We start from the raw sequence: 21,239 nt of genomic DNA, 5'->3' as shown, positions 1-21,239 counted from the left end.
CAACAGCTGCGACGTTGTGCGAGTAGACGTCGCAGAGACTGCAGAACAGATCCGGTGGGGGCGCCGTCAGAACTCGATGCTGCCCAGCATCGCCCCGGGTTCGGTGACCAGACTGTCCTGTCGAAGTCGCGCGCCGAAATAACGCGCGTTCGCGTCGACCGCCACCGACTGTTCGCCGTGCCGACGTGCCACCACCGCGCGCGCCAGATCGGCGAACGACAACTTCTCCGGACCGCCGATGTTCACGACGTGATTACGGGGTGCCTCCACCGCGACCTCCGCCAGGAACGCCGCCACCTCATCGCCGGCGATCGGCTGGATCAGGGCGTCGGGCACCCGGACGTCGTCCCCGTCGGTCAGCGAATCCACGATCGTGCCGGCGAATTCATGGAACTGCGTGGCGCGCACGATCGTGTACGGCAGCACCGATCTGGTGATCACCCTCTCCTGGGCGGCCTTGGCACTCAGATACGGACTGTCCGGCAGCCCGTCGGTGCCCACGATCGACAGCTCGACGAAATGCTTCACCCCGGCATGCTTCGCGGCGGTCACCATGTTGGTGGTGCCTTTGTTGAAGAACTCCCGCAACTCGTCGGGATCGAAGGACGGCGCGTTGGTCGCATCGACGACGGCGTCGGCACCCGCCAGCGCCTTCGCCAGACCGGCTCCGGTGAGCACGTCGACGCCCGAGCGCCGCGACGCCGCCACCACCTGCTCGCCCTCGCGCGTCAGCATGTCGACGACCTTGGTCCCAATGAATCCACCGGCTCCGAACACCACAACCTTCATGCATCGAGCATGGCACGCTGTCGCGGTGGAACCCATCGAGATCAACGCCGGATCCTGGTATCTGCGCGCGCTGCGCGCCGACGAACGCATCGACGACCGGCCCGCGCTGGCCGACCTCGGCATCACCGCGGCCGGCTACGTCCCGAGCGCACTCGAGGGCTGGACGCGCGACGCGCTCTACACGTGGGCTGTGTGCGAACCCACAACGGGAGAACTGCTCGGAGTGGTGACTCTGGCGCCGTCGACCGGAATGATCGAATCGCAGGCCCGCCAGGGCCACGACGACGCCGTGCAGACCGCCGCCGGCGCCGTTCGCAGGTTCGCCGACTCGCTATAGGAGCTAGGAGCGCCATGCCGACGCCCGTCACCGTCACCGTCACCGGCGCCGCCGGCCAGATCGGTTACGCCGCACTGTTCCGCATCGCCGCCGGAGCCATGCTCGGCCACGACACCCCGGTGGCGCTGCGACTGCTCGAACTGCCCTCGGCGGTGCGCGCGGCCGAAGGCGTGGTGATGGAACTCGACGACGGCGCCTTCCCGCTGCTGGCGTCCACCGAGATCCACGACGACCCGGTGAAGGCCTTCGACGGGGTGAACGTCGCGCTGCTGATCGGTGCGCGGCCGCGCAGCAAGGGCATGGAACGCGCAGATCTGTTGTCCGCCAACGCCGAAATCTTCTCGGTGTCCGGGCAGGCACTGAATGCCGGTGCCGCGGAAGACATTCGGGTTCTGGTGGTGGGCAACCCCGCGAACACCAACGCCCTGGTGGCCTCCGCGCACGCCCCCGACATCCCCGCCGACCGGTTCACCGCGCTGACGCGGCTGGATCACAACCGGGCCGTCGCCGCCCTGGCCCGTCATGCGCGGGTGCCCGTCACCGAGATCTCGCGGATGACCATCTGGGGCAATCACTCCCCCACCCAGTACCCCGACATCTTCCACGCCGTCGTGGCGGGCCGCTCCGGGGCCGACTATGCCGCCGACACCCATTGGCTCACAGACGATTTCATCCCGACGGTGGCCCGACGCGGCACCGCGATCATCGAGGCCCGCGGGACGTCGTCGGCGGCGTCGGCGGCCAACGGGGCCATCGACCACATCGACGACTGGGTGCACGGCACGTCGTGGACATCCGTCGCGCTGCCCTCTCCCGGCGTCTACGGCGTCGACGAGGGCCTGGTGTGCTCGTTCCCGTGCCGATCGGTGGACGGCCGCTGGGAAATCATCGAGGGTCTGGACGTCAACGAGTTCTCGCGCACCCGCATCGAGGCCTCCGTGGCCGAATTGCGTTCCGAGCGTGACGCCGTCGCGGCCCTGGGCCTCTTGTAGCGCGACCGCTCAGCAACGTACGTCCGGAGACCCCGAAACCGTACGTCAGCCATCGCTGGGCAACAAAACGACCCTTTGCTGGCCACTTGGTGATTGAATCTCAGCAACTATTTGCTATCGTCATCCCGGCCGGGTCAACAAGGGGGGTCAAATGCGTCACGCCATTGAGGTGGATGTTCCGCGGAGTTCGCTCACCGAGCGAAGCAACCCCCTCCAGCTAGGCAAAGTCCTCGCGGCCGGAACCATGGTCGTCAGCTCGACCTTTGCTGGCGTGCAGGCCACAGTCCCGGCCCCGGCCCCCGTCCACGATGCGCCCGTGTCCCTGGCCAGCAAGGTTTACACGCTCCGGGGCGGCATCCCATGGCCCATCGACACGACGCTGGACGGCGCGATCTGCGACCAGGCCAGCGGCAACACCTGTAGCGACCTGACGTACCCCTACCTCTGGGGCGACATGAGCGTCGACTGGGGCGCACAGTCGCTCACGGACACACTGAACGACGTCACCACACCGACCACCGTCTGGGGGTATTCCCTGGGCGCGGCCGTGGCCACGCGGTGGCTGACCGCGCATGCCCACGACGCCGATGCCCCATCAGCCAGCGACCTGAACTTCATCCTGACCGGAAATGCGAAGCGCAAATACGGCGGGTCGTGGTGGCTCTACCCCAGCACCACGACAACCCCGGGCAGCCAGTACACCGTGCTGGACATCGCCCGCGAATATGACGGCGCGGCCGACACCCCCAGCGACATGGGGAACATCGTCGCCTGGGCGAATCAGATAGCGGGCTTCTGGTTCATCCACACCAACTACGGCTCCGTCGATCTGGTGAACGACGAAAAGCTGGTGTGGCAGGAAGGCAACACCACCTACGTGCTGGTCCGCACGCCGAATGTGCCGCTGCTGGAGCCGCTGCGCTGGGTGGGCCTGGGCTTCATCGCCGACTTCTTCAACGCGCCGCTCAAAGAGATCATCGACTCGGCCTACGACCGCGACTACCCGAACATCATCACCGATCCGGTCAAGGCACAGAAGGCCGTTGACGACGCACTGCACGGTGTCTCCGCGGCGACAGCGCTCGATGCCAAGCCCGCGGCGGACCTGGCCGCGGCCGCGTCGGTGACGGCAGCCGCCCTGGTCTCCGACCAGAAGGCCCAGCCCGACGACACCAAGGACCAAGCCCCTACGGAGACCGTCGAACAGCCCGTTCAGGCGGCCAAAGCCCTTGCCGTCGAAAAGGTCACCTCAGACGCCTCGGTCGGCACCGCGCAGACGACCAACCCCTCGACCGAGGCCCCCAAGGCCTCCGACTTCGACTCCGAATCCGAGGCCGACGCGGAGCCCGAGCAGGCTTCCACGACCGAGGCATCCGATCAGGACGACGACGGATACGTGGGTCGCCACCGCGCCGCCCAGACCACCTCGGACGACGACGCCGATGCCACCCCGACGGCGTCGACCGACAACGCGTCGACCGACAAGGCATCCACCGACAACGCGTCGGCCGGCGACCCGAGCGCCCAGCACGTCACGGCATCCACCGCGTCCGACTCCTCGTCAGACTGACGGCGGCGCGGTATCGATATCGATACCGGACGCCAGATCTTGACATTCGACCGCCACGACGTCGTCGCGACCGGCGAGGAAGCCGCGCGCGCCCTGATCGCCGTGCAGGGTCTCGATCAGCTCGGGCCAGTGCCGGCGCGCGATCACCACCGGATGGCCCGGCCGGCCGTCGAAGACCGCCCGCGCCAGACCCGATTCACCGACCGCGGCCAGCACCCGAGCCACCACGTCGCCCGTCACGTCGGGGGTGTCGACGACGTGCACCACGGCCGGATCGCCACCGCCACCGGCGATTTCCCGCAGGCCGGCCCGCAGTGACGCCGCCATCCCGTCGGCCCAGTCCGCGGCGATCACAGCGCGAGCGCGCGCCGGAACGTCCACCACAGCGGCGCCCAGAACCACGACCACTTCCGCGCAGCCGCCGACACTCAGGGCGTCGACGGCCCGCGAAAGCCAGTCAGCAGCAAGAACTTTGGGCATGCCGAACCGGGTTCCAGAGCCCGCCGCCAACACGATGCCCACCGGCCCCGTCATCCGAGTCATCAGGACGCGATCATATCGGCCAGGGCACGCGAGGGACCAGATTGGTGCATTTGTTCGACACGGAGCGTATGGTCGATATCACGGTTGAGCTCACAGCCCCGGATGCCGTTACGGTCTTCAACACCCGAGCACCCTGACGGACCCGAACGTACGAACCCAGCTTCGACAGACGGAGTCCACCCATGTCCGCAACCCTGCCGGCGCCGCGCGTGACGCAGCGCCACGGCATCTTCCTGTCCGCGCTCCATGACGCCGGCGGCACCATCGTCGTCGTCAACGGCGAACTCGACGCGGCGGGCATCCCCGACTTCATCACCTACGCCAAAGAGCATGCCAGCGCAGGAAATCGGTTGACGGTCGACCTGTCGAAGCTGAAATTCCTTGCCGTCGAAGGCTATTCGGCGATCCAGGACCTGCGCTCGCATTGCAATCGCACGGGAACCACGTGGATGCTGGTGGCCGGCCCGGCCGTGCATCGCGTCCTCAACATCTGCGATCCCAACCGCCGGCCGCTGGCCGTCAGATCACTCCAGCTGGTCCCGCAGCCGGCCGAGCGCACGCGCCAGTAGCCGCGACACATGCATCTGTGACACCCCGACGCGTTCGGCGATCTGCGTCTGCGTCATGTTCTCGAAGAACCGCAGCACCAGCACCGTGCGCTCACGCTCCGAGAGCGACTCGAGCAGCGGCCGCAGCGACTCCCGGTTCTCGATCTGATCCAGCGCCAGATCCACGTCGCCCAATGTGTCGGCAATCGCGGGCGAGTCGTCGTCGCCACCACCACCGCTGTCGATCGACAACGTGTTGTACGAGCTGCCGGCCACCAGACCCTCGACCACCTCGTCGCGATCCATCTCGAGTTCCAGGGCCAGCTCGGTGGCCGTCGGCGCGCGGCCCAGCCGCTGCGAGAGCTCCGCGGTGGCCGTGCCCAGCCGCAGATGCAGCTCCTTGAGCCGCCGAGGCACCTTCACCGACCAGCTGTTGTCCCGGAAATGCCGACGGACCTCGCCCATGATGGTGGGCACCGCGAATGACACGAAATCCGAACCGGCATTGACGTCGAACCGGATCACAGCATTGACCAGCCCGACGCGGGCCACCTGAACCAGGTCGTCGCGGGGCTCGCCGCGGCCGTCGAACCGGCGGGCGATGTGATCGGCCAGCGGCAGGCAGCGTTCGACGATCCTGTCGCGCTGACGCTGGAACGGCGCGGTGTCCTCCGTCAGCTCCGCCAATTCCCGGAACATGGCCGGGACATCGGCGTACTCGGAGGTCGATCTGCCGGACCGTCCGCGCGACGCGGGAACGCTCACCGCGCGGAGCTCGCTCGCCTGCTCGTCAAGGAGATACCCACCACGGGCCCTGCCCCGCCGAGTTCGATGCCGTCGTTGAACACCTGGACGTCGTCGGTCAGCGATGTCAGGACATGCCAGCTGAAGCTGCCGTGCGCCAGCACCTCCTCGACATCCAGCTCCGAAGCTGCGCATACGTCGACCACCAGCTCGCCGGGCCGCGGGTCGACCACCACGACGAGCACACTGTCCGGGGTGGTGGCCTTCATCACCCGGGTACACGCCTCGTCGACGGCCAGCCGCAGGTCGGCCACCGCGTCCAGGTCGAGATCCTCGAAGGTGGCCAGGGCACCGATGACGGTACGGACCACGGCGAGGTTCTCCAGCTGGGCCGCGACCCGAACCTCGACGGACCTCGGACTGCGCGCACTCATGGCGTTCGACATGTACTGCCCTCTCGGCGATATCGACCCGAGGGTACCCCAGCGAATCGGGGGTTCAGGTGTGCGCATTGAATTCATTGTGTGCGCCCTAATACCCACGTTTGGGCGGGCGCCAAACGTCAACGGGACCAAGGTATCTTCGGGCCATGACCGAACCCTTGGACAGCGCTTCCGACGACGAGGATCCGCCATTGGAGAGCGACTCCGCCGACTGGCAGGAGCAGCAGCAGGACGTCCCCGGCGATCTGGACGAGCGACGCTGAACCCTGCTGCAGCCCAGGGCTATCCGCTGCCCAGACCGGCAATCGGCGGAAAACCCATCGTCAGGGTGAACAGCGTCAGCGTCAGCAGGAACCAGCCGGCGCCCTGCCACGCCCACCACACGCCGTCCGCGCGCCAGATCCGATAGGTCCGGATGAACGCACCGATCGTGCCGATGCCGAGGGTGATCGGGGCGGCCAGGCCCAGCAATGTTCGCTCCACCCGGCCGCACGCCGCCGTGTCCGCGTCGATTTCGACACCACAGCTATGAACCGACAGTGCCGCCACGATCAGGAGCGCCGTGCCGATCACGGCGAACCACGCCGCCCACTTGGTGGCGGACCGGCCCTGCGCGCGATCGAAGGGGTTGCCGCGCGTCGGCGTGGAGTACCGACTCATTCCGTCATTGTCCCCCGTCGCGGGGTAAATCAAACGCCGCGCGGGGCACCCTTGACCGCGGCGACGGTGTCCGGGTCACCCGCGAAGTCGGCGTGGACCTCGTTGCGACCGAAGGCGAACATCAGCAGCTCGGGCACGTCGCCGGTGATGGTCACCGCCGGGCCGCGCCCCGCGGTGGCCAGCGTCTTGCCGTCCGGGGTGCGCAGCGACACCCGGCCGGGCATCTTGGCCATCCCCAACCGGACGAACACCGGCAGCGGCCGGCGCAACGCGGCGACGGTGGCGGGGTCGAGTGCTCTCGGCTGCCAGCCCGGCACGGCGCGGCGGACGTCCTCGTGGTGGACGAACATCTCGTGCATGTTGGCCACCGGGTCGAGCAGCTTCAGCGGTGAATACAGCGGCGGGCCGGCGGCCAGCTTGGCCAGCAGCTCGTCCCAGTCGGTCTCGGCGGCCACCCGGTTCTGCACCTTGGCCGTGTAGTCGGCCAGCGCCGGGACCAGGATGCCGGGGGCGGCGTCGAGGCGGTGTTCGCGGACCACCATGTGCGCGACGAGGTCCTTCGTGGTCCAGCCCTCGCAGAGGGTCGGGGCGTCGGGGCCGGCGTCGCGCAGGGTGGCGATCAACGCGGCGCGTTCGTGTCGGGCTGCGGACATAGCCCCCACGATACGTGGGCCTGGGGTTCCCTCATCTCCGATCTGTTCTGCGCTCAGTGCGCGGTCTACTCGCACTTTGTCGCACAGGACGCGGAACAGATCGCGGGACGACACCGCGCAGTAGGGCACGCAACTGCGGCAGCTGCCCACCGGTGACCAGATGACAGCCGTGCAGATCGGCCAGAGCACGAGCCGCCGGCGTGAACTCGTTGTTGGTGACGACCATGGTCTGCGCGCAGTCCTGCATCGGCGCGCCGGCGACCACCTCCTGCACGGCCGCCGGCCCGACCGGCCGGGCCGACCGTTTACATTGCACAGCAAGGCGATTCGGCCGCGACCCGACAATGAGGTCGACCCCCCAATCACCCGAGAGCGGCGTCATGATCACCGGCAGGCCGCAGCCGCGGGCGACGTTGGCGACGTAGTCCTCGAACTGCGTGCCCGACATCACCTCGGCGCGGCCGGCGGCGTCCTCGCGACGCGACGGCGTCCGCACACCCGTCCAGGCGCCCTTGACGAACATCGGCAGCATCGGTGTCAGCACGAATGCCGCCAACGCCCAGGGCCAGCCGGCACCCGTCGCGCATACCGCCACGGCGGCAACAAGACCCGCGACCAGGTATGCCCGTCTCACGGGACTGATGTTAGGGGTGTCCCCCGACAGTCTCGTGGATCTGTTCTGCGTCCTGTGCGACAAAGTGCGAGTAGACCCCGCAGCCACCGCAGAACAGATCGCGAGGATCAGGTCAGAGCGTCACGCACTGCGGCCACGGCGATGTCGAGCTCGGCACGGCCGACCGTCAGCGCGGGCCGGAAGCGCACACTGGCGTCGCCACTCGCCAGCACGATTACCCCGCGCTTCCACAGTCGATCGACCAGCTGATCCCGGGCCGCCGCCGACGGCAGTGTGAACGCGCACATCAGTCCGCGGCCACGGACGTCGCGCACCATGTCCGGGAACTCGCCCGCCAACCCCTGCAACAGATCCCGCAGATACCGGCCCTGCACCGCCGCATTCTCGAAAAGATTTTCTGCAGCAATGGTTTCCAGAATTCTCCGGGACCGCACCATGTCCACCAGGTTGCCGCCCCAGGTGGAGTTGATGCGCGAGCTCACCGCGAACACATTGTCGGGAACCTCGTCGACCCGTCGGCCCGCCATCACCCCGCACACCTGGGTCTTCTTGCCGAACGCCACGATGTCGGGCTGCACGCCCAGCTGCTGATAAGCCCACGGCGTGCCGGTGATTCCGCAACCGGTCTGCACCTCGTCGAAGATCAGCAGCGCGTCGAACTCGTCGCACAGGGCGCGCACCTTGGCGAAGAACTCCGGGCGGAAATGCCGATCGCCGCCCTCCCCCTGAATGGGCTCGGCGATGAAGCAGGCGATGTCGTGCGGGTGCGCCTCGAACGCTGCGCGCGCCTGACGCAGCGAATCCGCTTCCCGCTCAACGAGATCCGGCCCCAGATAAGGGGCGTCAATGCGCGGCCAGTCGAACTTCGGGAACCGGGCCACCTTGTTCGGATCGGTGTTGGTCAGAGACAGCGTGTAGCCGCTGCGACCGTGGAAGGCGCCCTCGAGATGCAGCACCTTGCTGCCGGATGCCGCGATGCCATGGGCCTCGTTGAACCGGCTCTTCCAGTCGAAGGCCACTTTCAGTGCGTTCTCGACGGCCAGCGCCCCGCCGTCGATGAAGAACAGATGCGGCAGCGCAGGATCGCCGAGCACGCGGGCGAATGTGTCGACGAAGCGGGCCATCTCGACGGTGTAGATGTCGGAGTTGCTCGGCTTGTTGATCGCCGCGCGAGCCAATTCAGCGCGGAACGCCAGGTCGTCGGCCAGGGCGGGATGGTTCATACCCAGGGCCGAGGATGCGAAGAACGTGAACATGTCCAGGTATCGCCGACCGGTGCGGGCGTCCACCAGGTACGAACCGCGGGAGCGTTCGAGATCGAGCACCAGGTCCATGCCATCGGCCAGGATGCTGCGGCCGAGCACCTCATGGACGGATTCCGGTGTCACCTCGGACATGAACGAGTGCGTGTCAGTCTTCAGGATCTCCGTCATAACGGGCACTGTACCGTATATTTTCCTTTCGAATACGCCTGGTGACGCACTTTTTACCTCTGGGCGCCCATACGCCTGATTGCCGCAACAGGATCGCCGGCGGCTCGCAGGTGGGCCGCAGCCCAGCGGCCTCCAATCGGCGATACACCGCCTGAGGGTGATCACCCTTCACGATCCTCACCCGTTGGTACTGCTGTGCAATGAATTCCGAGCGCAAGATGTCGCTGGCGTACTGCTGGTCGTCAGTACGGTGCTGCTCGCCGTCGTACTCGGCAGCGACCGCCTGATCCCGCCACCCCATATCGAGGTAGTAATACGAATAGCCGTCCGCTCGAAGCACCGGCAGTTGGGTCTCCGGCCGCGCGTATCCGCCGGCCAGAATCCGCATCCGCCAATAGGATTCCTGCATCGACTGCGCTCCAGCATCCATCAGATCCAGAATTTCAGGCACCCACAATCGCCCGGGTGCACCTGGATGACACGCCGACAATTCGATTACGTCGTCGGCCTTGAATTCGACGGCGCGGGCGAGTGCGTCCAGCCGACCGACGGCATCGGCGACCGAGCCGAATCGCGCGAGGTCGAACACAGTGCGTTCAACGGAGGTCACCAGCACGCCGTTGACGTCCACAACCTCGTTGTCATGCAGCGTCTCCTGACGACTCATGATGCCGACCGGAGCGCGGATATTCGCGTGGTTGAGGTCGATGACGGCGTCCGCGTCGACCCATCGAGCGCCGTGCAATGCCGCGGCGGCAGCGCCGCTGATCACTCCGCGGCGTCCGGACCACAGAAATGCCGCAAAGCAGCGGTCCCACAGCGACAGTTGAACGCCCTTGGGTGCGTGGACTCCGGGGAACACGCGCCGGTAGTGCCGCCGCAACTCATGGGTTGTCACGAGACCGGATGCCAATGCCTCGGCGCCGAGAATGATCATGGGCCAGACAGTGCCCATCGGCAACGATTTGTGTGTGCAGTCATCCACACCCCGGATCTGTTCTGCGCTCCGTGCGGTCCCTACTCGCACAACGTCGCACTCACCGCAGAACAGATCCGATGGTGCCGCCGCGTATGCCGGAAAAATTACGGTATGTATCGCCGATCGGTGTAGAAAGTCTGTAAGATGATCGTGCTGCGCGTCTTGACGTTGGCGGCGGAGCGGATCTGCTGGAGAAGTCCTTCCAGCGCCCGCGCCGACGGCACATGGACCTGCAGCACGTAACTGTCCTCGCCGGCCACCGAATTGCACGACTCGATCTCCGGGATGTGCTCCAGCCGCGCGGGGACATCGTCAGGTTCGGACGGATCGAGAGGGGTGATGGCGACGAACGCCGAGAGCTGCTGGCCCAGCGTGTCCGGCGCGACCCGCGCCGCGTACCCCGAGATCACCCCACGCGCCTCGAGGCGCCGCACCCGCGACTGCACCGCCGACACCGACAACCCGGCGGTCGACGCCAGATGCGCCAGCGTGGCACGTCCGTCGGCAACCAGTTCGCGCAGCAGAGTGCGGTCGATGTCGTCGAGTTCCACGGCGGCCATCCCCGGAGAGTACCGGTGAGCGCCACACCGCAGTGGAAGTTGCGGGCGAGCTTCGCTGCGGGGCTATCCGCCATGTACGGCGCCGAGGTACCCGCCTACACCACGCTGGTCGACGTCAGCGCACAGGTGAACGCCGACTACGTCGCGGCCCACCCCGATGCCGAACGCCTGGGCTCGCTGGACCGCGTGACCGCCGAACGCCACGGCGCGATCCGGGTCGCCAACCCGGCCGAACTGGCCGACGTCGCCACACTTTTCGCCGCGTTCGGCATGTACCCGGTGGGTTTCTACGACCTGCGCGACGCGGCTTCCCCGGTTCCGGTGGTGTCGACGGCGTTCCGTCCGGTCGACGACGACGAACTGGCCCGCAACCCGTTCCGCGTCTTCACCTCGATGCTGGCCACCCGGGACCGCCGGTTCTTCCACCCCGATCTTCGCGACCGCGTGGAAGCCTTTGTGGCACAACGACAATTGTTCGACCCGGCGCTGATCGACATTGCCCGGCGCGTGGCCACCGACGGCGAATGCCCAGCTTCGGACGCCGACGACTTCGTGCAGCGGGCGGTCGAGGCGTTCAGCCTGTCCCGCACCCCGATCGACCGCGCCTGGTACGACGAACTGTCGGCCGTGTCCGCCGTGGCCGCCGACATCGCCGGGGTGGACCGCACCCACATCAACCATCTGACCCCGCGCGTCCTGGACATCGACGACCTGTATGCCCGGATGAGCGCACGCGGCATCGCGATGATCGACGCCATCCAGGGTCCACCCCGTCGCACACCCGCGGTCCTGTTGCGCCAGACGTCATTTCGCGCCCTGGCCGAGCCGCGACGGTTCGCCGAACCCGACGGCAGCGTGCACGACGGCACCCTGCGCGTCCGGTTCGGGGAAGTCGAGGCCCGCGGCGTCGCGCTGACCCACAAGGGCCGCGAACGCTACGACGCCGCTATGGCCCAGCCCGATCGGGACGCGACGTGGGGGGACCATTTCCCCGACACCGACGCCGAGATGGCCCGTCAGGGATTGGCCTACTACCGCCACGGCGACCCAGCCAAACCCGTTGTGTACGAAGACTTCCTGCCCGCTTCGGCGGCCGGGATCTTCCGCTCCAACCTGGACTCCGAGGCCCGCAAGGCCGACGGTGACGCCGGTGACTACTCCTGGCAGTGGATGGCTTCCCTTTTGCACGCCAACGGCGTGGAACTCTTCGACCCTTACGCACTCTACGAAAAGGCGGCATCATGACAACGATGGAACAGACCCTGCCCACCGAGACCCAGTTGCGCGACGCCGTCACCACCGCGCTGTCGACGCTCGGCGCGACGGTGGACCTGGGCGCGCCCGGTGAGCACGGCCTGCAGGCCAGCACACCCATCACCGGCGACGTGCTGTTCAGCCTGCCCGAGTGCACCGATCCCGGAGCCGCTATTTCCGAAGCGGCCCAAGCCTTTACGGCCTGGCGCACCACTCCCGCACCGGTGCGCGGCGCCCTGGTCGCCCGGCTCGGCCAGCTGCTGACCGAGCACAAGGAGGCGCTGGGAACGCTGGTCACCATCGAGGCCGGCAAGATCACCTCCGAGGCCCTCGGCGAGGTGCAGGAGATGATCGACATCTGCGACTTCGCCGTCGGGCTCTCGCGCCAGCTCTACGGCAAGACCATCGCCTCCGAGCGTCCGGGCCATCGCCTGATGGAGACCTGGCACCCGCTCGGCGTCGTCGGCGTCATCACCGCGTTCAACTTCCCCGTCGCGGTGTGGGCGTGGAACACCGCCATCGCCCTGGTCTGCGGCGACACCGTGGTCTGGAAGCCCTCGGACCTGACCCCGCTGACCGCCGTCGCCTGCCAGGCCCTGCTCGAACGGGCCGCCGCCGACGTCGGCGCACCCCCGGCCGTCGGCCGGCTGATCCTGGGCGGACGCCCGGTCGGCGAGGCCCTCGTCGACGACCCGCGGGTGGCGCTGCTCTCGGCCACCGGGTCGGTCCGGATGGGCCGGGAGGTCGGCCCGCGCGTCGCACAGCGGTTCGGCCGGGTGCTGCTGGAACTGGGCGGCAACAACGCCGCCGTCGTCACCCCGTCGGCCGACCTGGACCTCGCGGTCCGCGGCATCGTGTTCTCCGCAGCGGGCACCGCCGGTCAGCGCTGCACGACGCTGCGCCGGCTGATCGTGCACCGCAGTGTGGCCGACGCCCTGGTCGAACGCATCGTGACGGCCTACCGGAGCCTGCCGATCGGCAGCCCGATGGCCGACGGGACGCTGGTGGGTCCCCTGATCCACGAGCGCGGCTACCGCGACATGGTGGGCGCCCTCGAGCAGGCCCGCGCCGACGGCGGCGAGGTGTTCGGCGGCGAGCGCCATGACCTGGGCGAGGGTTCCTACTACGTCGAACCGGCCGTCGTGCGGATGCCGTCGCAGACACCCATCGTGCACACCGAGACCTTCGCGCCGATCCTCTACGTGTTGACCTACGACACCATCGACGAGGCGATCGAACTGAACAATGCGGTCCCACAAGGACTTTCGTCGGCCATCTTCACCACCGACATCCGCGAGGCGGAAAGCTTCCTGGCCGGCTCGGACTGCGGCATCGCCAACGTCAACATCGGCACCTCGGGCGCGGAGATCGGCGGGGCGTTCGGCGGCGAGAAGGAGACCGGCGGCGGCCGCGAATCCGGTTCGGATTCCTGGCGGGCCTACATGCGCCGGGCCACCAACACGGTCAACTATTCGTCGGAATTGCCGTTGGCGCAGGGCGTCCAGTTCGGCTGACCCCGGATCTGTTCTGCACTCACTGCGTACTTCACTCGCACAACGCCGCAGCCACCGCAGAACAGATCCCGTTGGGGACTCTGCGAAGATGTGGCATGCCGGAAAAGAAGCGACCCCGCCGCCGGCTCGCCCCCGGCGATCGCCGGGACGAGCTGCTCAAGCTCGGCTCGGAGATCTTCGGCCGGCGCCCCTATGACGAGGTCCGCATCGAGGAAGTCGCCGAACGTGCCGGTGTGTCAAGGGCTTTGATGTACCACTACTTCCCCGACAAGCGGGCATTCTTCACCGAGGTGGTCCGCACCGGGGCCGCGCAGCTGTTCGAGGCCACCGACACCCCGACGCAGCCCGGGCAGACGTTCTTCGACCGGGTGCGCGTCGGCGTGCTGGCCTACCTGCAGTACCACGAACAGCACCCGCACGAGTCACTGGCCGCGCACGTCGGCCTGGGCCGCTCGGACCCGATGCTGCGCTGGGCCGACGAGGCCGACAACGCCCGCCAGATGCAGCGGATTCTCGACGTGATCCACGACGTCGTTCCCGCCCTGCCGGGACTGGTGGAGCGTGATCTGAAGACGGTGATCTACGGCTGGCTGGCGTTCACCCTGGAACTGTGCCGGCAACGGATCATCGACCCGTCACTGGACGCCGGGAACCTGGCGGACGCCTGCGCGCACGCCCTGCTGGACGCACTCGGCCGGGTGTCCGGCATCCCGGATCCGCTGGCGAGTGCCGTCGCCGTCGAGAACCGCTAGTCGGCGACGCCGCAGCGGTTGTTGAAGTCGATGACCGGCTGCCGGATGGCGGCGAGTTCGTCCTTCACCTGCTGGTTGGCGTCCATGTATTCACGGATCTTCTGCTGGCGATCCGACTTCGGCAGCGCCTTGAGGCTGGTCAAGAAGTCGTTCACGACCGGATGAGTGAACAGGTACGCCGACGTGGCCGTCGACACCCCGCCCGTGATGCCGGCCAGATCGGCAGCCGTGCAGTTGGGCTCATCGGCCATCGCGGAAGCGGCACTTCCCAACATGACGGCACCGGCGGCAACGGCGACACACGCCGCTCGGATGATTCGCGACATACCTAACTCCTCCAGTGACTCGGACAAAACGGGTATCAGTTGTTGGGCGTCGGGCGCGGCGGCCGCGGACGCGGCGGGCTCGGGACGTTGTCCGGACCGTTGCCGGTGACCAGATCGGATTCGAATGTGCCCTGGCACGTCAGGCCGACGATACACGGATACGACGTCGTGGTCGGGGGCCCGGACTGACCGGGCGCCGGCGCGTCGGTGCACAACATGGTCCCGTTCCGCGCCTCGCAATCGGCACCCGCCGGGGCGGCGACATAAACGCCGACCACCGAGATCGCTACCGACGCCATCGGCACCATGAGGAGTCCGGCCAACCGCATAGGTCATCTCCTGCCCGAAATATGCACTACCCCGTCTCGTGACACACCTCGACGCGGGGCCAAATCCAAAGGCTCCGAACATCCTTATCTCGATGTGGTGACAGGAATACTATGCACGTTGCCACGGTGGCGCAACGAATAGCACGAATCGTAGGAGCGCACACGCGCATTCGGCATCCCCCACAACGGGGGAAACCGTTCGGAAAACCGCTGTTACGGCGTCATCTCCGGACCGCCGCCGCACCGGGCGTGGAAGTCCGTCAACGGCTGGCGAATGGCCTGGACCTCGGCCCGCTGATCCGGGTGTGCGTCGCCGTACGCCCGAAGCTGTTCGCGCCGTTGCTCTTTGGGCATGCCCTTCAACCCGGTGAGGAATGCGTTGACGTCCGGGTGGGTGAACAGATATCCCGACATCGCCGCCGACACCCCGGACATGACGCCCGCCAGATCGGCCGACGTACAGTTCGGCGGCGGATCCGCGGCAGCCGTCACCGTCGGACCCAAAAGGACGCCACCAATGACCGCAACCGTGCCCAGCCCACGAAAAAGAACCGACATTCTCACTCCATTCACCAACCGCCGAACGTGATACCGAAACCGTCGTCGTCGCAATACCAGTCATAGCTGCACGGGTAGGGCACCATCGGGCCCGACATCGTGCCGGGACCCTCGCCGGTATTCCCACCCCGGGCGGAGCCCTGTCCACACAGCGTCGTGCCCGCCGAACTGATGCAGTCCGCGGCGGCCGGTGCCGACAGTGCCAACCCCCCGAGCACGAGCCCCGCGCCCAGAACCGGTATCGACAGAAGTTGCCTGCGCATGAGCCATACACCTCCTATCTCGGATGTTCCCATCGTCTCACTGTTTGTCGGAGGGTGTTGGCACGATGGGGAGATGCCCGCCCCGACCGATCCCCTGGCCCGCTTCAGTGCGTTGACGCGGGAGTGGTTCGCGGGCACGTTCGTCGAACCCACCGCGGCCCAGGCGCAGGCCTGGCAGGCCATCGCCGACGGGAGGCACACCCTCGTCATCGCCCCGACCGGTTCCGGCAAGACGCTGGCCGCCTTCCTGTGGGCCATCGACCAACTGTCCCAGGCGCCGCCGGCCGAGAAGGGCACCCGCGTGCTCTACGTCTCGCCGCTCAAGGCGCTGGCCGTCGACGTCGAACGCAACCTGCGGACACCGCTGACGGGCATCACCCGCATCGCCGAGCGCACCGGCGCGCCGGTCCCCGACATCAGCGTCGGCGTGCGCTCGGGCGACACCCCGCCCAACCGCCGTCGCGAGCTCATCACCAAACCCCCCGACATCCTCATCACCACCCCGGAGTCGCTGTTCCTGATGCTGACCTCGGCCGCCCGCGAGACGCTGGCCTCGGTGCAGACGGTCATCATCGACGAGGTGCACGCCGTGGCCGGCACCAAACGCGGGGCGCACCTGGCGCTCTCGCTGGAACGCCTGGATGCCCTGCTGAGCAGCCCGGCCCAGCGCATCGGACTGTCGGCCACCGTGCGTCCGCCCGAGGAGGTCGCGCGGTTCCTGTCCGGCGGGGCTCCCGCCACCATCGTCGCTCCGCCGGCCGCCAAGACGTTCGACCTGGCCGTGCAGGTTCCCGTGCCCGACATGGCCAACCTCGAGAACAACTCGATCTGGCCCGACGTCGAGCAGCGCATCGTCGACCTGATCGAGAACCACCGCAGCTCCATCGTGTTCGCCAACAGTCGCCGGCTGGCCGAGCGACTCACGGCCCGGCTCAACGAGATTCACGCCGAACGCAGCGGCGTCGAATTGGGCGGCAAGAACCCCGGCGTGGCGGGTGGCGCCCCGGCCCACGTCATGGCCAGCGGCCAGACCTACGGCGCGACAACCGAACTGGCCCGCGCGCACCACGGCTCGGTGTCCAAGGAGACCCGCGCCGACGTCGAGGAAGAGCTGAAGTCGGGCAAGCTCAGGGCGGTCGTGGCCACCTCCAGCCTGGAGCTGGGCATCGACATGGGTTCGGTCGACCTGGTGATCCAGGTCGAGGCGCCGCCGTCGGTGGCCAGCGGGCTGCAGCGCATCGGCCGCGCCGGGCACCAGGTCGGCGAGATCTCCCGCGGCGTGCTGTTCCCCAAGCACCGCACCGACCTGATCAGCTGTGCGGTCAGCGTGCAACGCATGCTCGACGGGCAGATCGAGACGATGAAGGTGCCGGCCAACCCGCTCGACGTCCTCGCGCAGCACACGGTGGCGGCGTGCGCGCTGGAACCGATCAGCGCCGACGAATGGTTCGACACCGTGCGCCGGGCCGCACCGTTCGCCACGCTGCCCCGCAGCGCATTCGAGGCCACCCTGGACCTGCTGTCCGGCAAGTACCCGTCCACCGACTTCGCCGAGCTGCGGCCGCGGCTGGTTTACGACCGCGACACCGGCACGCTCACGGCCCGGCCCGGCGCGCAGCGGCTGGCGGTCACCTCCGGCGGCGCCATCCCCGACCGCGGCCTGTTCACCGTCTACCTGGCCGCCGGCGACGGAAAGACCTCGCGGGTGGGCGAACTCGACGAGGAGATGGTCTACGAGTCCCGGCCCGGTGATGTCATCTCACTGGGTGCCACCAGCTGGCGGATCACCGAGATCACGCACGACCGCGTGCTGGTGATCCCGGCGCCCGGCGAGCCCGCGCGGCTGCCGTTCTGGCGCGGCGACGGCGTGGGACGTCCCGCCGAGCTGGGCGCGGCCGTCGGCGCGTTCACCGGCGCAGTGGCCCGACTGGACCGCGACGCCTTCGACGAGCGTTGCCGTGCAATCGGATTCGACGATTTCGCCACCGAGAATCTGTGGCGACTGCTCGACGACCAGCGCACCGCCACCGGAACCGTGCCCTCGGACACCACACTGCTGGTCGAACGATTCCGCGACGAACTCGGTGACTGGCGGGTCATCCTGCACTCCCCCTACGGGCTGCGGGTGCACGGCGCCCTGGCGCTGATGGTCGGCAGGCGGTTGTTCGACCGGTACGGCATCGACGAGAAGCCGACCGCGTCCGACGACGGCATCATCGTGCGACTGCCCGACACCGACGAAACCGCGCCCGGTGCAGACCTTTTCGTGTTCGACGCGGACGAGGTGTCCGCGTTGGTGACCGCCGAGGTCGGCGGGTCGGCCTTGTTCGCGTCCCGGTTCCGCGAATGCGCGGCCCGTGCGCTGCTGCTGCCACGCCGGCATCCCGGCAAGCGTTCACCGCTGTGGCATCAGCGTCAGCGGGCCGCCCAGTTGCTCGACGTGGCCCGGCGCCACCCCGACTTCCCGATCGTGCTCGAGGCGGTCCGCGAGTGCCTGCAGGACGTGTACGACGTCCCGGCGCTGACCGACCTGATGACCCGGATCGCCGCCCGCCGGGTCCGGGTGCAGGAGGTCCAGACCGAGATGCCGTCGCCGTTCGCGGCGTCACTGCTGTTCGGTTACGTCGGCGCGTTCATGTACGAGGGCGACAGCCCGCTGGCCGAAAGACGCGCCGCCGCACTGTCCCTGGACACCGCACTGCTCGCCGAGCTGATGGGCCGCGTCGAATTGCGCGAACTGCTCGACGCTGATGTGGTGTCGAGCACGGAACGGCAGCTGCAACACCTGACCCCGGAGCGGGCCGCCCGTGACGCCGAGGCCGTCGCCGACCTGCTGCGGCTGCTGGGTCCGCTCACCGAGGAGGAGATCGCCGCCCGCAGCACCGCCGCCGATGTGGGCGCCTGGCTCGAAGGTCTGCGCGCCGCACGCCGGGTGCTGACGGTGTCGTTCGCGGGCCGGCCGTGGTGGGTGGCCGTCGAGGACGTCGGCCGGTTGCGCGACGGGGTGGGCGTCGCGGTCCCTGTCGGCGTACCGGCGGCGTTCACCGAGGCCGTCGCCGACCCGCTCGGCGAGTTGGTGGGCCGCTACGCCCGCACCCACGGGCCGTTCACCACCGCCGCGGTGGCCACCCGGTTCGGGCTGGGCCTGCGGGTGGCCGCCGACGTCCTGGGCCGGCTGGCCGCCGACCGGAAACTGACCCCCGGAGAATTCGTCGACGCGGCAGTCGATTCGCCCGGATCCGAACAGTGGTGCGACAGCGAGGTGCTGCGCATCCTGCGGCGTCGTTCGCTGGCCGCGCTGCGCGCACAGGTCGAACCCGTCGACACCGCGGCCTACGGCCGGTTCCTGCCGGCCTGGCAGCAGGTCGGCACCGCGTCCACCACCGGCGTCGACGGACTGGCCGCTGTCATCGAACAACTCGCCGGCGTGCCGCTGCCGGCCAGCGCGGTCGAACCCCTGGTGTTCGGCCAGCGGGTGGCCGACTACACCCCGGCGATGCTCGACGAACTGCTGGCCTCCGGCGAGGTCATCTGGTCGGGGCGCGGGTCGATCTCCGTCGGCGCGTCGGGCACCACCGACGGCTGGGTGGCGTTCCATCCCGCCGACACGGCTCCGCTGACGCTCGGCGCGCCGCTGGATCTCGACCTGACCGACGTCCACCGGGAAATCCTGGCGGCCCTCGGCAACGGTGGCGCATACTTCTTCCGCCAGCTCCAGGTCCCCGGGGTCACCGAAGCGGCGCTGAAAGAGGCGCTGTGGCAACTGATCTGGTCGGGCCATGCGACCGGTGACACCTTCGCCCCGGTGCGCGCGCTGCTGACCGGACCGCGACGGTCGGGCACCCCGGCGCACCGGCAACGGCGCGCACCCCGGCTGAGCCGCTACAGCGTGGCCCGCCCGCAGGCGCGCAGCGCGGATGCGACGGTCGCGGGCCGGTGGTCGGCCCTGCCTGTGGCCGAACCCGATTCGACGCTGCGTGCCCACTTCCAGGCCGACCAACTGCTGGCCCGCTACGGCGTGCTGACCCGGGGCTCGGTGGCCGCCGAGGAAGTGCCCGGCGGATTCGCGATGCTCTACAAGGTGCTGACCGCCCTCGAGGAAGCCGGCCGCTGCCAACGCGGCTACTTCGTGGAATCCCTCGGCGGAGCACAGTTCTCGATGGCCGGCACCGTCGACACCCTGCGCGGCTTCGCCACCGGCATCGACGGCAGCGCTGCGCCGGACGCACCCGGCGTCGTCGTGGCCGCCTGCGATCCGGCCAACCCGTACGGGGCGGCCCTGCCGTGGCCGGCCGGGGATGCCGCGCACCGACCGGGCCGCAAGGCCGGCGCCCTGGTGGCCCTCGTCGGCGGCGAGCTGGCGTGGTTCGTCGAGCGCGGGGGCCGCTCGGTGCTGACGTTCACCACCGATCCCGGTGTGCACCATGCGGCCGCGGCCGCCTTGGCGGATCTGGTCAGCGCGCGTCGGGTCGACGGGCTGCTGGTCGAGCGGATCGACGGGACGCCGGTGCTGGGTGGGGCGTCTGCGGCGGCCGACGCGCTGATGTCGGCGGGGTTCACCAAGACGCCCCGCGGGCTGCGGTTGCGCTGATGCCCGAGGGCGACACCGTCTTTCGCACGGCCGCAGCATTGCGGGAAGCCCTGGAGGGCAGGGTGCTGACCCGCTGCGACATCCGGGTGCCGCAGTTCGCCACCGTGGATCTGACCGGCCACGCCGTCGACGAGGTTCTCAGCCGGGGCAAGCACCTGTTCATCCGGGTGGGGGCGGCCAGTATCCACTCACATCTGAAGATGGACGGTAGCTGGCAGATCGGCCGGGTGCGAGGCGCCGGCCACAAGGTCCGCATCGTTCTGGCCGCCGGTGCCGTCACCGCCAGCGGCGTCGATCTCGGGGTTCTCGAAATCCTTCCTCGGGCAAACGATCTCGATGTCGTCGCGCACCTGGGGCCCGACCTGCTCGGCCCGGACTGGTCGGCGCCGGCCGCCGCCGCGGCGTTGAGCGCCGACCCGGGCCGGCCGCTGGCCGAGGCGCTGCTGGACCAACGGGTGATGGCCGGCGTCGGGAATGTCTACGCCAACGAGTTGTGTTTCGTGTTCGGTCGGCTGCCGGTGGCCCCCGTGAGCTCGGTGGCCGATCCGCTGCGTGTGGTGAACCGGGCCCAACAGATGTTGTGGGCCAATAGATTACGCGTGCATCGGACCACCACCGGCGACACCCGGCGTGGCCGCGAGCTCTGGGTCTACGGTCGGGCCGGCCTGCCGTGCCGTCGGTGCGGCACGCCGATCAGGACGGACACCAGCGGATCGCGGGTCACCTATTGGTGCCCGTCCTGCCAGCGCTGAGCGACCTCATCTCGC

Annotated in this window: 23 protein-coding genes; 9 read left to right on the top strand and 14 right to left on the bottom strand. The window is 68.6% G+C overall.

Going from position 1 to position 21,239, the window contains the following annotated elements:
- Positions 1–66: 66 nt before the first annotated feature.
- Positions 67–789, bottom strand: a complete 723-nt coding sequence (locus U0R18_RS14515; protein WP_526369449.1) for an SDR family oxidoreductase — start codon at positions 787–789, stop codon at positions 67–69.
- Between the two features lie 25 nt (positions 790–814).
- On the opposite strand from U0R18_RS14515, the gene U0R18_RS14510 reads away from it, so the two are divergent.
- The 3 genes from U0R18_RS14510 (at position 815) to U0R18_RS14500 (ending at position 3,688) form a co-directional block, all read left to right on the top strand.
- Complete coding sequence (locus U0R18_RS14510; protein ID WP_526369447.1) at positions 815–1,126, top strand: hypothetical protein; 312 nt, start codon at positions 815–817, stop codon at positions 1,124–1,126.
- A gap of 14 nt (positions 1,127–1,140) precedes the next feature.
- Complete coding sequence (locus U0R18_RS14505) at positions 1,141–2,118, top strand: malate dehydrogenase (RefSeq protein ID WP_526369445.1); 978 nt, start codon at positions 1,141–1,143, stop codon at positions 2,116–2,118.
- A gap of 316 nt (positions 2,119–2,434) precedes the next feature.
- Positions 2,435–3,688: a PE-PPE domain-containing protein gene (locus U0R18_RS14500; protein ID WP_526369443.1), complete on the top strand. Its 1,254-nt coding sequence runs from the start codon at positions 2,435–2,437 to the stop codon at positions 3,686–3,688.
- On the opposite strand, the gene U0R18_RS14495 is transcribed toward U0R18_RS14500, so the two are convergent.
- Positions 3,680–4,231, bottom strand: a complete 552-nt coding sequence (locus U0R18_RS14495) for a nucleotidyltransferase family protein (RefSeq protein WP_526369441.1) — start codon at positions 4,229–4,231, stop codon at positions 3,680–3,682. The two genes, U0R18_RS14500 and U0R18_RS14495, sit on opposite strands and share 9 nt — an antisense overlap.
- 182 nt (positions 4,232–4,413) lie before the next feature.
- Between U0R18_RS14495 and U0R18_RS14490 the strand changes: the two genes are divergently transcribed.
- Positions 4,414–4,800: an STAS domain-containing protein gene (locus U0R18_RS14490; protein ID WP_526369439.1), complete on the top strand. Its 387-nt coding sequence runs from the start codon at positions 4,414–4,416 to the stop codon at positions 4,798–4,800.
- Here the strand turns inward: U0R18_RS14490 and U0R18_RS14485 are convergent.
- From U0R18_RS14485 to U0R18_RS14450, 8 genes are all read right to left on the bottom strand, one after another.
- The gene (locus U0R18_RS14485) at positions 4,756–5,478 is read right to left on the bottom strand and encodes an RNA polymerase sigma factor SigF (RefSeq protein ID WP_526369566.1); all 723 of its coding nucleotides are present in this window, start codon (positions 5,476–5,478) and stop codon (positions 4,756–4,758) included. The two genes, U0R18_RS14490 and U0R18_RS14485, sit on opposite strands and share 45 nt — an antisense overlap.
- Positions 5,479–5,540: 62 nt before the next feature.
- Positions 5,541–5,969, bottom strand: a complete 429-nt coding sequence (locus U0R18_RS14480; protein ID WP_526369437.1) for an ATP-binding protein — start codon at positions 5,967–5,969, stop codon at positions 5,541–5,543.
- Positions 5,970–6,248: 279 nt separating this feature from the next.
- Complete coding sequence (locus U0R18_RS14475; protein WP_526369435.1) at positions 6,249–6,626, bottom strand: hypothetical protein; 378 nt, start codon at positions 6,624–6,626, stop codon at positions 6,249–6,251.
- A gap of 29 nt (positions 6,627–6,655) precedes the next feature.
- A complete protein-coding gene (locus U0R18_RS14470) occupies positions 6,656–7,279 on the bottom strand; it encodes a TIGR03085 family metal-binding protein (RefSeq protein ID WP_526369433.1) in 624 nt (207 codons plus the stop codon).
- 31 nt (positions 7,280–7,310) lie between these two features.
- Complete coding sequence (locus U0R18_RS14465; protein WP_526369431.1) at positions 7,311–7,913, bottom strand: restriction endonuclease; 603 nt, start codon at positions 7,911–7,913, stop codon at positions 7,311–7,313.
- 107 nt (positions 7,914–8,020) lie between these two features.
- Entirely contained in the window at positions 8,021–9,310 is a 1,290-nt protein-coding gene (gene lat, locus U0R18_RS14460; protein WP_526369563.1) for an L-lysine 6-transaminase, read from the bottom strand.
- A gap of 13 nt (positions 9,311–9,323) precedes the next feature.
- The gene (locus U0R18_RS14455) at positions 9,324–10,283 is read right to left on the bottom strand and encodes a putative endonuclease domain-containing protein (protein ID WP_526369430.1); all 960 of its coding nucleotides are present in this window, start codon (positions 10,281–10,283) and stop codon (positions 9,324–9,326) included.
- A gap of 146 nt (positions 10,284–10,429) precedes the next feature.
- Positions 10,430–10,885 carry an Lrp/AsnC family transcriptional regulator gene (locus tag U0R18_RS14450; protein ID WP_526369428.1) on the bottom strand — a complete coding sequence of 152 codons (456 nt, stop codon included), beginning with the start codon at positions 10,883–10,885 and terminating at the stop codon, positions 10,430–10,432.
- A 15-nt stretch (positions 10,886–10,900) separates the two neighbouring features.
- On the opposite strand from U0R18_RS14450, the gene hglS reads away from it, so the two are divergent.
- From hglS to U0R18_RS14435, 3 genes are all read left to right on the top strand, one after another.
- Positions 10,901–12,130 (top strand): 2-oxoadipate dioxygenase/decarboxylase, encoded by a 1,230-nt coding sequence (gene hglS / locus U0R18_RS14445; protein WP_526369426.1) that lies wholly within the window; start codon positions 10,901–10,903, stop codon positions 12,128–12,130.
- The gene (gene amaB, locus U0R18_RS14440; protein ID WP_526369424.1) at positions 12,127–13,653 is read left to right on the top strand and encodes an L-piperidine-6-carboxylate dehydrogenase; all 1,527 of its coding nucleotides are present in this window, start codon (positions 12,127–12,129) and stop codon (positions 13,651–13,653) included. The genes hglS and amaB overlap by 4 nt, the downstream gene beginning before the upstream one ends.
- A 95-nt stretch (positions 13,654–13,748) precedes the next feature.
- A complete protein-coding gene (locus U0R18_RS14435; RefSeq protein ID WP_526369422.1) occupies positions 13,749–14,405 on the top strand; it encodes a TetR/AcrR family transcriptional regulator in 657 nt (218 codons plus the stop codon).
- On the opposite strand, the gene U0R18_RS14430 is transcribed toward U0R18_RS14435, so the two are convergent.
- The 4 genes from U0R18_RS14430 to U0R18_RS14415 all read right to left on the bottom strand — a co-directional run bounded on the left by U0R18_RS14430 (position 14,402) and on the right by U0R18_RS14415 (position 15,881).
- Positions 14,402–14,731, bottom strand: coding sequence for a hemophore-related protein (locus tag U0R18_RS14430; RefSeq protein WP_526369420.1), 330 nt, complete (start codon positions 14,729–14,731; stop codon positions 14,402–14,404). The genes U0R18_RS14435 and U0R18_RS14430 overlap by 4 nt on opposite strands.
- Before the next feature lie 35 nt (positions 14,732–14,766).
- Positions 14,767–15,060, bottom strand: a complete 294-nt coding sequence (locus U0R18_RS14425) for a hypothetical protein (RefSeq protein ID WP_526369418.1) — start codon at positions 15,058–15,060, stop codon at positions 14,767–14,769.
- A gap of 213 nt (positions 15,061–15,273) precedes the next feature.
- On the bottom strand, positions 15,274–15,618 hold the full coding sequence (locus U0R18_RS14420; RefSeq protein ID WP_526369416.1) for a hemophore-related protein: 345 nt from the start codon (positions 15,616–15,618) through the stop codon (positions 15,274–15,276).
- Between the two features lie 11 nt (positions 15,619–15,629).
- Complete coding sequence (locus tag U0R18_RS14415; protein ID WP_526369414.1) at positions 15,630–15,881, bottom strand: hypothetical protein; 252 nt, start codon at positions 15,879–15,881, stop codon at positions 15,630–15,632.
- A gap of 73 nt (positions 15,882–15,954) precedes the next feature.
- Between U0R18_RS14415 and U0R18_RS14410 the strand changes: the two genes are divergently transcribed.
- Positions 15,955–20,472, top strand: coding sequence for an ATP-dependent helicase (locus tag U0R18_RS14410; RefSeq protein WP_526369412.1), 4,518 nt, complete (start codon positions 15,955–15,957; stop codon positions 20,470–20,472).
- Positions 20,472–21,224, top strand: a complete 753-nt coding sequence (nei2, locus tag U0R18_RS14405) for an endonuclease VIII Nei2 (protein ID WP_526369410.1) — start codon at positions 20,472–20,474, stop codon at positions 21,222–21,224. Before U0R18_RS14410 ends, nei2 begins: the two co-directional genes overlap by 1 nt.
- Positions 21,225–21,239 lie beyond the last annotated feature (15 nt).

Source organism: Mycobacterium sp. (assembly GCF_046330795.1).
In the GTDB taxonomy this organism is placed as follows: Bacteria; Actinomycetota; Actinomycetes; order Mycobacteriales; family Mycobacteriaceae; genus Mycobacterium.
Note: the sequence above shows the minus strand (reverse complement) of the source record. Positions and strands in the feature narration are given on the sequence as shown.

Bases quoted from the DNA above. Each gene is read 5' to 3' on its own strand.
- U0R18_RS14515 (WP_526369449.1), bottom strand. From the start codon at position 789: ATGAAGGTTGTGGTGTTCGGAGCCGGTGGATTCATTGGGACCAAGGTC.
- U0R18_RS14505 (WP_526369445.1), top strand. From the start codon at position 1,141: ATGCCGACGCCCGTCACCGTCACCGTCACCGGCGCCGCCGGCCAGATC.
- U0R18_RS14495 (WP_526369441.1), bottom strand. From the start codon at position 4,231: ATGACTCGGATGACGGGGCCGGTGGGCATCGTGTTGGCGGCGGGCTCT.
- U0R18_RS14490 (WP_526369439.1), top strand. From the start codon at position 4,414: ATGTCCGCAACCCTGCCGGCGCCGCGCGTGACGCAGCGCCACGGCATC.
- U0R18_RS14485 (WP_526369566.1), bottom strand. From the start codon at position 5,478: ATGTTCCGGGAATTGGCGGAGCTGACGGAGGACACCGCGCCGTTCCAG.
- U0R18_RS14480 (WP_526369437.1), bottom strand. From the start codon at position 5,969: ATGTCGAACGCCATGAGTGCGCGCAGTCCGAGGTCCGTCGAGGTTCGG.
- U0R18_RS14475 (WP_526369435.1), bottom strand. From the start codon at position 6,626: ATGAGTCGGTACTCCACGCCGACGCGCGGCAACCCCTTCGATCGCGCG.
- U0R18_RS14470 (WP_526369433.1), bottom strand. From the start codon at position 7,279: ATGTCCGCAGCCCGACACGAACGCGCCGCGTTGATCGCCACCCTGCGC.
- lat (WP_526369563.1), bottom strand. From the start codon at position 9,310: ATGTCCGAGGTGACACCGGAATCCGTCCATGAGGTGCTCGGCCGCAGC.
- U0R18_RS14455 (WP_526369430.1), bottom strand. From the start codon at position 10,283: ATGATCATTCTCGGCGCCGAGGCATTGGCATCCGGTCTCGTGACAACC.
- U0R18_RS14450 (WP_526369428.1), bottom strand. From the start codon at position 10,885: ATGGCCGCCGTGGAACTCGACGACATCGACCGCACTCTGCTGCGCGAA.
- amaB (WP_526369424.1), top strand. From the start codon at position 12,127: ATGACAACGATGGAACAGACCCTGCCCACCGAGACCCAGTTGCGCGAC.
- U0R18_RS14435 (WP_526369422.1), top strand. From the start codon at position 13,749: ATGCCGGAAAAGAAGCGACCCCGCCGCCGGCTCGCCCCCGGCGATCGC.
- U0R18_RS14430 (WP_526369420.1), bottom strand. From the start codon at position 14,731: ATGTCGCGAATCATCCGAGCGGCGTGTGTCGCCGTTGCCGCCGGTGCC.
- U0R18_RS14425 (WP_526369418.1), bottom strand. From the start codon at position 15,060: ATGCGGTTGGCCGGACTCCTCATGGTGCCGATGGCGTCGGTAGCGATC.
- U0R18_RS14420 (WP_526369416.1), bottom strand. From the start codon at position 15,618: ATGTCGGTTCTTTTTCGTGGGCTGGGCACGGTTGCGGTCATTGGTGGC.
- U0R18_RS14415 (WP_526369414.1), bottom strand. From the start codon at position 15,881: ATGCGCAGGCAACTTCTGTCGATACCGGTTCTGGGCGCGGGGCTCGTG.
- U0R18_RS14410 (WP_526369412.1), top strand. From the start codon at position 15,955: ATGCCCGCCCCGACCGATCCCCTGGCCCGCTTCAGTGCGTTGACGCGG.
- nei2 (WP_526369410.1), top strand. From the start codon at position 20,472: ATGCCCGAGGGCGACACCGTCTTTCGCACGGCCGCAGCATTGCGGGAA.